13 protein-coding genes and 1 tRNA gene are annotated in these 14,528 nt (G+C 58.3%); 4 read left to right on the top strand and 10 right to left on the bottom strand.

The window, feature by feature from the left end; genetic code table 11:
• Window positions 1–37: 37 nt before the first annotated feature.
• Window positions 38–1,030, bottom strand: coding sequence for a DUF5692 family protein (locus WG936_RS03450; protein WP_339572117.1), 993 nt, complete (start codon window positions 1,028–1,030; stop codon window positions 38–40).
• Between the two features lie 145 nt (window positions 1,031–1,175).
• Between WG936_RS03450 and WG936_RS03445 the strand changes: the two genes are divergently transcribed.
• Window positions 1,176–1,724, top strand: coding sequence for a TetR-like C-terminal domain-containing protein (locus WG936_RS03445; protein ID WP_339572116.1), 549 nt, complete (start codon window positions 1,176–1,178; stop codon window positions 1,722–1,724).
• A 92-nt stretch (window positions 1,725–1,816) separates the two neighbouring features.
• Here the strand turns inward: WG936_RS03445 and WG936_RS03440 are convergent, their stop codons facing one another.
• The gene (locus WG936_RS03440; RefSeq protein WP_339565037.1) at window positions 1,817–3,343 is read right to left on the bottom strand and encodes an adenylate/guanylate cyclase domain-containing protein; all 1,527 of its coding nucleotides are present in this window, start codon (window positions 3,341–3,343) and stop codon (window positions 1,817–1,819) included.
• A 40-nt stretch (window positions 3,344–3,383) separates the two neighbouring features.
• Here WG936_RS03440 and WG936_RS03435 point away from each other — a divergent pair, with 40 nt between their 5' ends.
• From WG936_RS03435 to WG936_RS03425, 3 genes are all read left to right on the top strand, one after another.
• The gene (locus tag WG936_RS03435) at window positions 3,384–4,613 is read left to right on the top strand and encodes a DNA polymerase III subunit delta' (RefSeq protein ID WP_339572115.1); all 1,230 of its coding nucleotides are present in this window, start codon (window positions 3,384–3,386) and stop codon (window positions 4,611–4,613) included.
• A 64-nt stretch (window positions 4,614–4,677) separates the two neighbouring features.
• Window positions 4,678–4,750, top strand: a tRNA-Thr gene (locus WG936_RS03430).
• Between the two features lie 101 nt (window positions 4,751–4,851).
• Window positions 4,852–5,787 carry an NAD-dependent epimerase/dehydratase family protein gene (locus WG936_RS03425; protein WP_339572114.1) on the top strand — a complete coding sequence of 312 codons (936 nt, stop codon included), beginning with the start codon at window positions 4,852–4,854 and terminating at the stop codon, window positions 5,785–5,787.
• Between the two features lie 6 nt (window positions 5,788–5,793).
• Here WG936_RS03425 and WG936_RS03420 read toward each other — a convergent pair whose 3' ends face one another.
• The 8 genes from WG936_RS03420 to WG936_RS03385 form a co-directional block, all read right to left on the bottom strand.
• Window positions 5,794–6,969, bottom strand: coding sequence for an HNH endonuclease signature motif containing protein (locus WG936_RS03420; protein ID WP_339572113.1), 1,176 nt, complete (start codon window positions 6,967–6,969; stop codon window positions 5,794–5,796).
• Between the two features lie 161 nt (window positions 6,970–7,130).
• Complete coding sequence (locus WG936_RS03415; RefSeq protein WP_339572112.1) at window positions 7,131–7,994, bottom strand: DsbA family protein; 864 nt, start codon at window positions 7,992–7,994, stop codon at window positions 7,131–7,133.
• Complete coding sequence (locus tag WG936_RS03410) at window positions 7,995–8,351, bottom strand: DUF2304 domain-containing protein (RefSeq protein ID WP_339572111.1); 357 nt, start codon at window positions 8,349–8,351, stop codon at window positions 7,995–7,997.
• Window positions 8,348–9,058, bottom strand: coding sequence for a glycosyltransferase family 2 protein (locus WG936_RS03405; protein WP_339564413.1), 711 nt, complete (start codon window positions 9,056–9,058; stop codon window positions 8,348–8,350). The genes WG936_RS03410 and WG936_RS03405 overlap by 4 nt, the downstream gene beginning before the upstream one ends.
• A 26-nt stretch (window positions 9,059–9,084) precedes the next feature.
• Window positions 9,085–9,903 carry a glycosyltransferase gene (locus tag WG936_RS03400; protein ID WP_339572110.1) on the bottom strand — a complete coding sequence of 273 codons (819 nt, stop codon included), beginning with the start codon at window positions 9,901–9,903 and terminating at the stop codon, window positions 9,085–9,087.
• A gap of 20 nt (window positions 9,904–9,923) precedes the next feature.
• Window positions 9,924–11,117, bottom strand: coding sequence for a hypothetical protein (locus tag WG936_RS03395; protein WP_339572109.1), 1,194 nt, complete (start codon window positions 11,115–11,117; stop codon window positions 9,924–9,926).
• Window positions 11,114–12,502, bottom strand: a complete 1,389-nt coding sequence (locus WG936_RS03390) for a M1 family metallopeptidase (protein ID WP_339572108.1) — start codon at window positions 12,500–12,502, stop codon at window positions 11,114–11,116. The genes WG936_RS03395 and WG936_RS03390 overlap by 4 nt, the downstream gene beginning before the upstream one ends.
• Window positions 12,499–14,475, bottom strand: a complete 1,977-nt coding sequence (locus WG936_RS03385) for a prolyl oligopeptidase family serine peptidase (protein ID WP_339572170.1) — start codon at window positions 14,473–14,475, stop codon at window positions 12,499–12,501. Before WG936_RS03385 ends, WG936_RS03390 begins: the two co-directional genes overlap by 4 nt.
• Between the last annotated feature and the right edge of the window lie 53 nt (window positions 14,476–14,528).

Genomic DNA, 14,528 nt, shown 5'->3' with positions numbered 1-14,528 from the left:
CGGGGCGGCTGTTGGTGTTTTGCTGCTGGGTGGCCGATTAGATGAGATGGGTGCCAGAGCGCTTTCTGTTTTTTGTAGACTCCGCGACCTCGAATGATTCTGGAACTGCAATATTGGAGACGAGGACATCGTGATGGGCGGAAAGGTGCGTGTAAAGCTCGTCCCGAAGCAGGTGCTTCTTGTGAGTGATGGCGGTATGCATCTGGTAGCCGAACACAGCGATGTTGGCTGCCAGCGCTATGAAGGACACGATGAACAGAGCCTTCGGATCGTGTGAAGCTGCGACGGAGAACTTCGAATCTGTCACAAAGCTGGGCACTGCCATCGTGAACATCATCCAGAATGCCAAGGTGTGAGCTCTATGCTGCAGCCACGCGCCCTTTTTGATGAAGAAGGCCGGGATGGTACAGGAGATGAGCAACGCAGCGCCTGCGTAGAACGAGTGATCGCCGACGCAGTTGTACACATAAGCGAAGTTCCACAGATCATAAGCGATGATCCAGAACCACAGCATGTCAGGCCAGATCATGTCTTTGGTGGATGAGCGGGAGATAATGATGCCGGTCCAGCCGCAAATTGTGATGAGGTTGAGCAGGCCGGCGATGCCGTTCATATAGTTCCACGCGCCGGACACCATGTACACACCGTCAACCACACCGTCCGCGTTCATTGCGCCGACTTGGAAGTCACGGATGCAGGCTTCCAGAATGTTGAGCCCGAGGATGAACGGAGGGAAAACCTGCGCCCACTTGTTGGCTGCGAGCTTCGGGTGGTAGCGCAGCGCCATGAAACCCAGACAGCCTGCCAGCGCGGAGTACACTTTGACCCAGTGAAACCAGGTCCCGGTGGATGATCCCGGGCCGGCAGTAGTGGGCCATACGAAGATTGTTAGCGCTATAGGCAGCGCTATGAACAGAGCCCAACCTGCGCCACGCCAACGACGGGAAATTTCATTCAGCCCGATTAAACCAGCTAGAACTAGTAGCCAGGCGCCCCAGGAATACCAAGGGATGGCGCTAAACAAAAACATGACGTTCCTCATTTCGATTTTTGGGCGCGAGCCTTGCGCCCAGGCCAGAAGGAGCGCGCCGTTGGAAGTGATTTCACCTATTAAGCTTATGGTTCGACGAAAGCGCTGTATATAGACATTTTGACGCTTATGTAAAGTGGTAACTATGGATGCTCGCGATGCTCTCGCTGCTGCGCTCAAAAGCGAGCTGCACAACACCGAACTTTCGCGCATCACTGTGGCCCGACTTGCCACTCGCGCTGGGGTGACTCGCCAGGCGTTCTACTATCACTTCGACGACGTATACGATGCTGCCGAATGGCTATTCCAAGATGAGGTTGCTCGGCATATCCTCGCTCATGCGCGTTACGACGCTTGGGCCGAGGGATTTGAGCAGCTCATGACGTATATGTACAAACACCGTACCCAGGTTCAGGCAATCCTCAAGTCGCTCAAGACTGGGAATACAGTGAAGTTTTTCTTTCGATCGCTACGTGAAATGATGACAGCCATCGTGACCGAGCTCTCCGCTGGATACGATTTGGATGAGGTGGATCGACAGTTCATCATCGATCACTACACCCTGGCTGTGGTCGGGCATCTGCTGCACTGGATTGCCACCGGAATGGCTGACGACCCAGCGCAACTTGCTCGCCAGATCGAAGTAGTGATGCAGGGGCATGTTCTGGAATCAATCCAACTTTATAGCAGGTAAAAGGCCAATTAGGGGTGGTCGGATAAGTGGGAGATACCCAAGTGTGCCCTGCCCGATCTATATCGGAAAGGTTGGAAGTAGCGAACAGTAGCCTAAGACCGGTCTGCGAGCGTCGGACGGATCGGGCGGGCCAGCTGGGTGAGTTCGCCTCGTCCGCGCAGCTCCACCGATTTGAGGACCGTCCAGCGCGCCTGCTCGGCCTCGTTGGCAGCGCGCAGGGTAGAGGCGGAGGTGAGCACTCGGCCCGGTGTGTCCTTGGCTAGTTCGGTCAGGCGCGCAGCCTGGTTCACCGCGTCACCGATGACGGTGTATTCGAAGCGATCGTGTCCGCCAATGTGGCCAGCGACCACGTGCCCAGAGGCGACGCCAATGCCCGCGGCTAGATCCATGTCTTTGAGTTCGATGCGGAGCTCTCGGGCGGCCGCGAGGGCCATGCCAGCGGCGTCGGCAAGCAGTAGCGGAGCGCCGAAGATCGCGAGCGCGGCATCACCCTGGAACTTGTTGATGACACCCTTGTGCTCGTGAACAACATCAACGACCTTTTCGAAGAACTTGTTGAGTGCAGCAACGACCTCTTCTGGGGTGTGATTGACGGCGAAGGTGGTGGAGCCAATGACGTCGACAAAAAGCACCGCGACGCTGCGGTCTTCACCACCTAGGGTAGGGCGTTCCTCCATGGCCCGGCGGGCAACCTCGGTACCTACGTAGCGTCCGAAGAGATCGCGCACCCGCTGCCGTTCCCGTAGACCGCGCATCATCTCATTGAAGCCTGCCTGTAACACGCCGATCTCGGAACCATCGTAGATATCTACGGCTACGTCGAGTTCGCCGCGTCGCACTCGGTTGATGGCGCTTTGCAACTCATGAATGGGGTCGACCACGCTCATAATTACCAGTGTTTGTGCTGCGAAGCCGGCTAGGAGCGAGGTAGCGCCAAGAGCAAGGATCGCGGGCAGTAGGTCGGCGGCGTCATCGGTGAAGTAGTGGTAGTGATGTCCAACAACGAGGAGGCAGATCCCTATTAGCGGTACAGCTGAGGTGACGAGCCAGGTGAAGCGAAGCCGCTGTGTAACCGGCGGTTCTAGGGTGGAGTCCTCGAAACGTTTGGCTAGCGCCTCAGCCGCGACGGGGCGCACGATCCGCTCTGCCTCCAGATAGGTGAGCAGGACGACAACGGAGCCTCCGAGCAGGGATGCCAAGCCGAGGACTAATGCCACCCGACCACCGTGGGTAGTTGCCATGAGGGTGACGATGATGATTCCGATCAGCCACATCGCGGCACAGAGCATCGCCTGATACACGGGGATGCGCATGACGAGGTTGCGAATCATGTTCGGATCGTGGTCTTCCGGGCTGTGCTGCCAGGCCAGTACGGGTCGGAAGAGCAGGAAAGACAACACGGCCCCGACCAGCGAGCCGACAACCAGGTACCCGATTCCGACCGTGGGCAAAGGGCCGCTGAAGCTGAGGAATTCATTCTTTCCGGGCATCGGGATGAGCCATTGGAAGAACATCATTGTGGCGATGGCGCCCAGCACATTGGAGAAGAAGATGGTGGCAGCGTAGAGCGGCCAGGAGGTCTTCCATAGCCACTTCACGATCTGCACAAAACGAGTCATGCCTCTTACTTTATCTGGCTTGCAATATAGGGTGGGTTGGGTGAGCGAAAATTCTGTCTTTGATCGGCTATCCGGGGCCGAACAACTCCGCCGCACGCTTATCGACGCCGCCTCCGCAGCTCGTCAGCTGGCTGCCGGTGTCGGGGGTGAAAAGGGGGCCACTGCGGCGGCGATGACCCATTCTTGGCTCTTTACGGGGCCTCCGGGGTCCGGTCGTTCTAATGCGGCGCGGGCATTTGCTGCTGCGCTGATGTGTACTTCCCCAACCGAGGTCGGTTGTGGAACGTGCCAGAATTGCCGCGATGTGATGGCGGACAAGCACCCCGATCTTGTCCACGTGGTTCCCACAGAGCTATCGATTGGCGTAGATCTGATGCGAGAGAAGGTAGTGGGGCCGGCGCTTGCGCTGCCGACACTGGCGCACTGGCGGGTCATCATTATCGAGGATGCGGACCGGCTATCGGATGGTGCCGCGAATGCATTGCTCAAGACGGTTGAAGAGCCTTCTGCCCGCACAGTGATCATGTTGTGTGCTCCTTCCACCGATCGCCGCGATATTTCCGTTACCTTGCGATCCCGCTGTCGGCATGTGTACGTGCCCACGCCTTCGCTTGAGGACGCCACCCGGATCCTGCTGGCGGAGGGTGGTGTGAACGAAGAAGCTGCTCGGCTGGCGGCTGCCGCAACATCCGGCCACATTGGTCGCGCTCGACACTTGGCTCACTCCGCGGCCGCCCAGTCGCGTCGAGCACAGGTGCTACATCTGGCGGAGCTGGTGTACCACAAGGAGGCGGCTTTCCAGGAGGTCGGCGCACTGGTAAAGACGGTGGAGGATGAGGTGAAGACCGATCTTGCCCCCGCCGAAGATCAAGAACTGGATAAGCTACGCAATGCCTTCGGAGCCGGTGTTAAGGGTAAGGGCACGGCGAGGATGACAAAAGGGATGGAAACGGAGGTCAAGGCGTTGGAAGCAGTGCACAAGAAGCGACAAACTCGCGCCAAGCGCGATGCTTTTGATCTAGCGTTGATCGACCTTGCTGGCCTCTACCGCGATGCCCTCTTGAAGGCTTCGGGTGCGTCGATACAGTTGACTCATCCTGATTTTGATGGACTGTCCACGGACCTGGCTGGGAAAAATACGCCGGAGGCGCTCACTGATTGCCTTGAAGCGATCAATCTTTGCCGAGAATCACTTGGGCACAATGTGCGTCCAGTGGTTGCCCTCAGTGGCTTAGTGGGGCGACTGCGGAAGGCATGCCAGGTGCAGTAACCTGCTGTTTTTTGAACTAATCTACCGTGCGGTAAGCTTTAACGACGATGCTGTGTGCATCGGTGCCGCCTTAGCTCAGTCGGTAGAGCATTTCACTCGTAATGAAAAGGTCGCGAGTTCGATTCTCGCAGGCGGCTCAAGAATAAAGCAGGTCTTCCGGTTTCCGGAGGCCTGCTTTTGGTATGTGGGCTGGGAGTGTTTCCGTTTCGGGGCTTTTATTTCCACTAAGGTGGATCTCATGCGCACTCTTGTTACCGGCGGGGCCGGGTTTATTGGTTCTCATTTGACGGATCTGTTAATTGAGAAGGGCCACGATGTCGTTGTGGTGGACAATCTCAGCCGCGGTCGAACCGAGAACCTTGCCGCGGCCCAGGCCACCGGGAAGTGCACCTTTGTTGAAGCTGACATCTTGGAGTTGGACTTCGACGCGTTCCTGGCTGAGCATCGTCCGGAGGTGATTTTCCATCTGGCAGCTCAGATTGATGTGCGGTACTCGGTTGAGGATCCGATTCATGACGCCACCACTAATATCATCTCCACTATTCGTATCGCGGATGCGGCGAGGAAGAACGATGTGCGCAAGATCGTCTTTACCTCTTCGGGCGGTTCGATTTACGGTACTCCGGATACCTTCCCGGTAGATGAGTCTTTCCCGATTGATCCGCATTCACCGTATGCGGCGTCGAAGAGCGCTGGCGAGATCTATTTGAATACCTTCCGGCATTTGTATGGGCTGGATTGCTCGCATATTGCGCCGGCGAATGTGTATGGTCCGCGTCAGGATCCGCATGGTGAGGCGGGCGTTGTGGCGATTTTCTCGGAACGGCTGCTGCGTGGAGAGTCCACACGTGTGTTTGGTGACGGTGGCAATACGCGCGACTACGTGTATGTCGGTGATGTGGTGCGGGCGTTTTATTTGGCGTCGGGTTCTGAGGGGGGTGGGCTGCGATTTAATATCGGCACCTCCGTGGAGACGTCGGATAGGCAGCTGCACTCTTTGGTAGCAGCCGCTGCGGGTGCGGTTGACGATCCGGAGTTTGCGCCTGCGCGGCTTGGCGACGTTCCTCGCTCTGCCTTATCTTTCGAGCGGGCTAAGGACGTGTTGGGGTGGCAGCCGGAGGTTGCCATTGTTGATGGCGTCCAAAAGACTGTCGATTACTTCCGCGCGGTTTAGGTCGCGTTAGCCTGGGGGTTTGGTTCTGATTCGTTTCCCGGCGGCTTTCTTGGCTGCTGGTGAGGTGTTTTCTGCCAAGCCGAGTCGGTCTATCCATCGGACGTGACCGGCTCGCTTTTCCATGTGTGGGCCATCCCAGTCGTCGTGGTTGCGCCGGTGGTGATTGCGGCACATGAGTCCGAGGTTCTCGAGGGCTGTTTTATGGCACTGTGACCACGGGATAATGTGGTGGGCTTCGCATCTACCGGCGGGGACATCACATCCTGGGTATTGGCAGACTAGTTGCTCGGCCAGGAGCGCGATACGGAGATGGAAGCCAGCGGTTCGTCGTGCGCTAACCAGCTTCTTCACCGCTCCGGTGTGGGTGTGGACTGCAATGAAGTCGGTGATCCGAGAATGCCCTAGATTGGCGAGTTCGAGCAGGTTTAGCTCAAACGCAGTGTTGGTAGGAAAGCGCCGATAAAGGTCGAATTCATCATCCTCGGTCACCGATACTACGAGGCTGGCATGTCCAGTGGCTTCTACTCGATTGCTGCTGGCCCAACGCACTACGCGGGCGAAGGCATCATGCTGCCGTTGTCTTATGGTGCGAGTCTCATCGCCGTCTTTCGGAGTGGCACCGAAGGATTGGTCCAACATGGATTGGAGCAGTGCGCCGATTTCTGGGGTGACATAGCCGGAAAATTTTGCACCCCCATGTTCGTCTGGAGCATGCAGTGTGAATCGTCGTTGCGCACGTGCTTGGAGTGGATCTTTGGCTAGCCGCTGGTTTTCCGCAAGCACTTGGTCACGAGTGAACTTCCAGGTTTGGTCTGGGTGGGTCGGGCGGTTGTAGTTTCGCACTTCCTGTGCAGCGGCGTCGTAGATTTCCTCACGTCTTTTAGAGTCGGGAGATAGATTGCTGAGTACCCGCAGAATCTCATCTTGATGGGCTACGGGGACGTCATCGTCCCAGAAGGAACTTGCGCGTCGAATAAGCGTTCGTGCTTCGCGTGGATTCACGTTGCATTCATGAAGAGATTTTGGGGTCATGTTGGCGGCCAGATTCGTCTCAAAGCGAGCCAGGAACTCTTTGAGTGCGGAAACCTCCGACATGGCAGATTCAACATCGAAGGGCCTGCTCATGTCAATGTTTTCGGCGGCAACCCGCAATCTGTAATGGGCGACTTTAAGCTCGTTCACTGTACAGCACCCCCTAGTTCGCATCCCCAATACGACTGTTTCCTAACTACTATTCTAGTTCAAAGTCAGACCCTGTCAAGGGGAAATTCAAACACGTATGCGAATAGTAGGGTCTAAAAAATCCCAAGGCCGAAACCTTGGGATAGTGATGGGCGGAGCCGCTAAACTGTCATCGCCAGCTGCTCGTCGATAGTGGCTTTAAAAACTTCCCAGGGCTGCGCACCGGAGACAAACTTGGTGCCCACCAGGAACGCTGGGGTGCCATTGACGCCCAGCCCGCTGCCGTACTGGACGGCCTGGGAAATCGCGCCGTCGTACTTGTCGGATGCAGCGTCAGCCTTGAACTTCGCCATGTCCGGGACTCCGGCTTCGGTGGCAAAACGCTCAAAGTCGGCTTCGCCAAAGTTCGGGTGACCGTCCTTTTTCGCGGCCTCTGCGAACAGTGCGTTCTTGAATTCATTGAACTTGCCTTGTTCGGCGGCGGCGCGGCCAGCCTTGGCGGCGGCCTCAGCGGCGGGGCCGTTGATCGGCAGGTCGTTCCATTCGATGCGCACGAGGCCCTTGTCCACGTATTCGGACATAATCTTAGGGTCGGTCTCAGTGGCGTAGCGGGCGCAGAATGGGCACTCGAAGTCGGAGAACTCGGAAATAACGACGGGTGCGTCAACTGCACCAATCGCGAAGGGGTCTTCGGCGTTGCGACGGTGCACATTAGTGATGTCTTTTTGCGACTGCAGCGGTCCACCAGAGCCTTGGATCTGGGCATTGTACGTGCCGTCGGCGAGCGGCTTAGCGGTCTTATCGCCGGTGCCTGCCTTGACGTCCTTTAGCTTTGCCTTGATTGCTGTGGCAGAGGAGGGGTTCTCGGCGATGAACTGCTTCGTCGCCGCGTTGCCGCCCATCATGTAGCCGAGGAGCCCGGCGATGGCAGCAATCAGTGCCACTATGACAACCAGGAGAGGCGTGCGGGAACGGGCAGCAGCTGGCTTATCGACGACAACAGCCGATGCTTCTGTTTCAGTCAACTAACTCAACTCATCTTCCGGTTTGATGGCGTTTCGCAATGCAATGGCACGCGCGAGGCGGGCGTAGCGTAGCTCCTGCTCGCGGAAGCGAACATAAGAGCTGAGGGTGGTGAACATAAAGGCTACTACTAATGCGTATAGCAGCAGGTCGGTGCCCCGAGAGACCCCGAGCCAATTGGCCACTATGGTCAGGTCGTCTGGACGCAGCACTGCCCAGATACAGGCAAGTACAAACACGATGAAACCGATCTTGACCCCTGCTTTTGCGCGGGCCTTGCGGCGGTTGCCCAAAAAGTAGACCACCAAGAATGCGGTGGCGATGAGCAGAAGAATCTGGATGAAAAGCTGTCCGCTCATGGCAGTTTCCTTGCAAGTAGTCCGTCGGCGAGGATGTTGACGCCATTGATGAGCGATTGCCCCTTGCTCAACGAATATTCGGTGTACAAGATGTCAACGGGGTGCTCAGAGACCCGCCATTTCTTCTCGTCCATCGTAGCGACGAACTCAGAAGCGTGGCTCATACCGTTCATGCGGAGGTTGAGCTCGGTGGCGACCTTCTTGTTGAATACGCGCAGGCCGTTGTGGGCGTCGCTCAGCCCCAGGCGACGGGTGCGTGAAGAGAGCAGCACCACGGTCTTCAAGACGATGCGCTTGATGAGCGGGACCTGATCGTCTTCCTTACGGGGCCGACCGAAGCGCGTGCCCACGATGATATCCACCGGCTCCGCACGCAGACGCTGCAGCATTGCCACTACATCTTTGACTTGGTGCTGGCCGTCAGCGTCGAAGGTAACAAAGTACTCCGCACCCGGCTGCATTCTGGCGTATTCGACACCAGTTTGAATTGCAGCGCCTTGGCCTAAATTCACAGGATGATTGACAAGATGCGCGCCAGCCGCGTGGATGCGGGCGGCAGAATCATCGGCAGAGCCATCGTTGACGGCGACGATGTTCGGGAAGGTTTTCCGGGCGTTTTCGATGACTTCTTGGATCACTGAGCCTTCGTTGTAACACGGAATCACCAGCCAGGTATCCAGGTTTGACTGTGAATTCGAGGTATCCATGATGGGAATTAGCCTAACCTATGGCCCTAGCCGCGGTGGAACAACTTGCCGTATGCCGCCTTGAGAGCATTACTAGGTAGGAGACGAAACGCGGTCCGCGCCAACAGGTTAAACGCCGCCCGAGGTTTGGATATCAGGCCGTAGTGCACGAGGTTGCGTTGCATCTGGCGCTCGGCTGCGAACATTCCCGAGCCGGTCCGCCTCTCGAATACATCGTCACTGGAGCGGAAATAGGTGAGTGGCTCCTGCAAGTTGTGGAAGCGCTTTCCGCTGGCCAATAGTCGCGCATAGAGATCGTAGTCCTCCATGTGGTGCACATTTTGATAACCGCCCGCATCCTTCACGGCCTGGGTTCGCATCATCACGCTCGGATTGTTGATAGGCGAATTGATCAGCGCATATTTAGCGAGCTTGGTGTGGGTCTCCGGGAGCGTCCGAACACCAACGATGTTGTCTGGTGTGCCGTGAAACTCTGCGAGGGCGGTTCCCAGCACATCTACGGCGGGGTGCTGCTCGAAGAAGGCCAGCTGTGTGGCGAAGCGTTCGGGGTAGGCGATGTCATCGGCGTCGAGACGCGCGATGAAGTCGGTAGAAATAGACTTCAGCCCAGCCTGGGATGCGGGTCCGGCCCCCTGGTTGCGGGCCAAAACGAGGGTGCGGGCGGAGGGAGTGCTGGCGACAAAGGTATCAATGACCTCGCGTAGCTCGGATCCTACTGGACCGTCCTCCACGATCACGATCTCATCCGCCGGTCGCGTTTGTGCAGTGAGCGACTCGAGCGCTTGGCGCAGCTCAGTGGCGTTGATGCGATGATAGACGGTCACGAGGGCAGAAAGCGTCGGCATGACTGTAGATCCTAGCGGTTTTAGGCCTTGAGCAACCCGATGACTTGAAGCACCGCACCACTAATCGGGCCTGCCAGCAATGCGGCGCACACCGCAACAGGCATACTCAGTGGCAGGAGCAGAATTCCGAATGCCACGATGGAGGCTAAAATCCAGCCACCGATGTAAAGGCGGTACAACTCTGTTGCAAGGGCAGCCGTGCTGGTGATCATGAGGGAACCGGTGCATGCCGAGGCAAAGGTGAGGATCGCGAGGATGGAGCCGGGAACGAAGAAGTCCGGCTTAAAGAAGGTATGTAGGATCCATGGTCCGATCAACCACGCAGCCACTGCCCCGAGCATTCCGACACCGAGAACTGCAGCGACAGGTCGCGCCAAAGCGCTCAGTAGTGCTTCTCGACGCTCCACAAAGTTCACGATCAGCGCAGATTGGAATCGCTGGAGTGGCACCAATATCGGTGCCCTGGTCAGGGTAATGGAGAACATCAGACCGGCCATGGTCACACCGCTTTCCGGGGCATCGGCTAGCGTGAACTTCATGGCGGTGGGAAACCCGGTGATGAGTATCGCCGTGGCGCCGGTCGCCAGCATCGCCTGCATCGCGTTGACACGAAAGACACGCATGTCTACGTCTGTGGGAGCGCTCAGTGCTGCGCGTGCCCGGGGTGAGGAAAACAGGATGACAGCCCAGCTCAGTGCGCCAATTACGGTGATTACCAAGAACGCTGGTAGTCCCCAAGCAAACCACCAGGCAAGTCCCATCAGTACCATGCGGATGCCGGAATCTAGGGCTAGCAGTCCCGCGTATTGCTCCCATAGTTTCAAGCCGGAGAGCAAACCAGAGAGCAAAGCTTGAAACGCATAAGACAACAGTCCCGCGGTGAGCAGCGCCGTTGCGGACGCCGTGTGCCCCTCAACCAGCCGATCCATCCACAGCCAACTCGTGCCAACGATCAGTGCCGACACCACGATGCCGATCAATATCGCAAACCGCAACGGCTTGGCGTTGCCAACCTTTCCGGTCTCTTGGGAAGCGGACACCGCCCGGGTGGTTTCTTGGGTGAGGCCGTCGATAAGCCCGGTGCAGGCGAAGAACAGGCCCCAAATCGCCATGAACTGTGCGTTGACCTCGGTGCCGAGGAGGTGCGAAGCGCCGATGACGATCGCAAAGCCGGAGAGAGCTGCGAAAACGGTTGCTAGGGAGAGGGCTTTCATGGGTGGTCGCCGCAGTTCCCGGTTGAAACCCTGTGGGCGGGGAAACTCGGCAAAGCAGGAGCATGCAACCAGGCTTGCCATAGCCTCTCCAGTTCTGCGGCGGGCACATCCATAGTGGAGCAGGCCAGCAGCGCCTCCGCGCGGAGGTCGTGCGGCTCCACCACGCCGTGGCGGCCGGCCTCCACGTAGCGGCGGAGCATAGCGAAAAAGGCTTCATCACCCAACAGGGTGCGCAGGCAGTGGACGGTCAGCGCGCCCCGCTTGTACACCCGGTCATCGAACATGTCCTTCTTGCCAGGATCGGCGAGCAACAGATCTTCGTCCTTAAGGGCAAGCTTCTCATAGTGTTCGCGAGCGGAGGCTTCCGCCGAGGTGCCGGAGGAGTGTTCGAACCACAACCATTCGGAGTAGCAAGCAAAGCCCTCGTTGAGCCAGATGTCATTCCACTGCGCTAGCCCCATGGAGTTGCCGAACCACTGGTGGGCAAGCTCGTGTGCGATGAGTCGCTCCCAACGGCCGTGCCCGCGGGCATGGTTAGCGCCAAATATGGACAGTCCCTGTGCCTCCAGGGGAATTTCCAGCTCGTCTTCGGTGACCACAACGGTGTAGGACGCGAAAGGGTAGTCGCCGAAAGTAGCGGCGTAGAACTGCAGCATTTCTACCTGCTGCGCGAAATCTTTCAGGAACCCGGCTTTCAGCGCGGGTGGCACGTAAGCCACCACTGGTACGGGGTCGGTGCCCAGTTCAATCCGCTCGAACTCGCCCACCATCACGGTAGCCAGGTAAGTGGCCATCGGATGCTCCATCCGGTAGGTCCATCGGGTGCGCGAACCTAGGCGTCGAGTAGCGCTCAGCGTGCCGTTGCACACCACGGTGAAGGGATTGTCCGCGGTGACGGTGATCTCGTAGACGGCCTTCTCATCCGGGGTGTCATCGCACGGATACCAGGTCGGGGCGCCACAAGGCTGCGAGGCCACGAGGGATCCGGAGGATAGTTCCTCCCAGCCGATCTCCCCCCAGGCAGTTCGCAAAGGGCGCGGTGACCCCGAGTAGCGGATAGTTAACCGGAACTCGGTATCGGCTGGTAGCTCTTCCGAAAACGTCAGGCGGAGCTTATTTCCAGACTGCTTGAACCGCGCAATCCGTGCCCCGTGGCCCTGTACTTTGCTCACGCGCAGCGAGTCGACCAAATCAAGGGTCATCGCAGCTAAGGGCTCATAGTTTTCTACGTGCAGGGTTGCTGTGGCGCTGAGATTGTTCGGTAGGACTCGGTAGTCCAAGTCCAACTCATACCGGCTGATATGAAAGCCGAGGTTGAAGTCAATCCCGGTGTAGCTATCGCGGGTGCCGGGAATGGGTGTTGAGCGCAGGCGTTGAGTGGTCATCGTTTCTTTAGGGTACTCCAAAGCCAGGAATGGATGAGCGCCTCCAAGTGCGCTACTTGACTATTGTCGGCGGCACCCGCATGACCGCCTTCTGTGTTTTCGTAGTAGTCGACGGGCTGCCCGGCCTCGCGCAGTGCAGCGGCGAAGAGGCGCGCGTGGGCGGGGTGGACGCGGTCGTCCCGGGTAGAGGTGGTCACCAGCGCCGGCGGGTATGCCGGTTGCTTATCGACGCCAGCAAGCGGCGACCACGTGGCAATAGCTTCCCTTTCCTCCGGATTGTCAGGGTCGCCGTACTCCGCCATCCAGGACGCACCGGCGCTCATCGTGTGATAGCGCAACATGTCAGTGAGAGGTACCTGGACCACCGCAGCTCCAAACAACTGCGGATAGCTTACAAGGGCGCCCGCGGTGAGCAAGCCACCGTTCGAGCCACCGCGGATAGCCAATTGCTCTGGGGTGGTGTAACCCCGGGCTACCAGGTCTTTGAGCACTGCCTCGTGATCTTCCCACACCTTATGGCGGTTCGACTTGGTCACCTGGGAGTGCCAGGAGGGGCCGAACTCGCCGCCGCCTCGCAGATTTGCCTCTACGAACAGTCCGCCACGTTCCAACCAGCCAATACCGCGGGTGGCGGAGTAGTAGGGGCGCAGGGACACCTCGAAACCGCCGTAGGCGTGCACCAAAGCTGGCTGTGGCTGCGTGTGAAAATTGCCGGTGATGAAGTAGGGAATCTGGGTGCCGTCTGCCGAGGTAGCCCAATGTTGGCACGTGTCAAAGTCTGTAGTGCAGAACAACTCTGGAGCTCGTTTCACCGCTTCCATGGCGCCTCCTGCAAAGCCGTGCAGCAGGGTGGCGGGCTGATCAAAGCTGGTGGTGCTCAACCAGAGTTCGTCGTCGCGAAGCGGGCTGGTGCCGATGACGGTCGTCGTGGCTAGCGGATCGACAGCCAACTCCGTTGACTCCGCCCACTGTCCCAGCCGGATGAGCTGAATTTTGCTGGCCACATTATCGAGCAGCGTCAAAACCGCGTGATTCTTGGTGAAGGTTAGGCCCTGGAGCGAGGTAGCAGGCGAAGGGCTGAATACTAGCTGAAATTCGCGCGCCCCGGCGAGGAAGGCCTCGAAATCAATGACGCCTAATCCGCCTGCGGGTACGCCGGAAAACTCGGTGCGGGGAGCAATGAACATCCACTCTCGAAATGTGGAAAAGCCACAGTCACTAGGGATCTCAATCAGCTCCAACCCATCTCGATCCAAGTAGGTGTAGCTGTTGTAGAAGTCGAGGGAGCGAGTGACAAAGGTTCTTTCAAATCCCGGCATCGAGTCATGCCAGCCACCTACAGCGACATCCGAGGCCTCGCCGGCGAAAAACAACTCAGCCGCCGCCAGTTCTTGGCCGCGCTGCCAGCGGTAAACGTGGGCCGGATAGCCGGACGAGGTCAAAGAGCCCTCGCCCATGTCAGTGCCGACCAACAGAGTATCTAGATCCACCCAGGAAACGTCGGTCTTTGCCTCTGGGATGCTGAAACCGTCCGCAACGAAGCAGCCTCGTTCCAGATCGAACTCACGGATCTCGGTGGCATCAGCTCCACCACGGGAGAGCTTGATCAGGGCACGGTCATATTCGGGAGAGCGCACGTGAGCACCCTTCCACACCCAGTTTTCGCCCTCGGCGGCGGCAAGGGAATCGACGTCGATAAGCGTGCGCCACTGCGTATCGCCCAGGTAGCTATCTAGCGTGGTGCACCGCCAGATGCCGCGGGGATGCTCCGCATCGCGCCAGAAGTTGAAGAGCAGTTCGACGCGGCGGCGAGGCAGCGGGATGCGAGCATCTGTGTTCAAGGCCGCCAGCATGCGCTCTTGCAGCTCTAAGCGGGAGCTGGGCAGCTGCGCGATCGTGCGATCAGACCACTCCCGCGCCCACTGCAGCGCCTCCGGGGAATCGATCTGCTCGAGGAAAGAATTATCAGCCACCATGACAACCAATGTTAGCTAGCGCCTGCTCGCTGCATGGATCGGGGATGAGA

This window comes from Corynebacterium sp. H127 (genome assembly GCF_037482665.1).
Classification (GTDB): domain Bacteria; phylum Actinomycetota; class Actinomycetes; order Mycobacteriales; family Mycobacteriaceae; genus Corynebacterium.
Note: the sequence above shows the minus strand (reverse complement) of the source record. Positions and strands in the feature narration are given on the sequence as shown.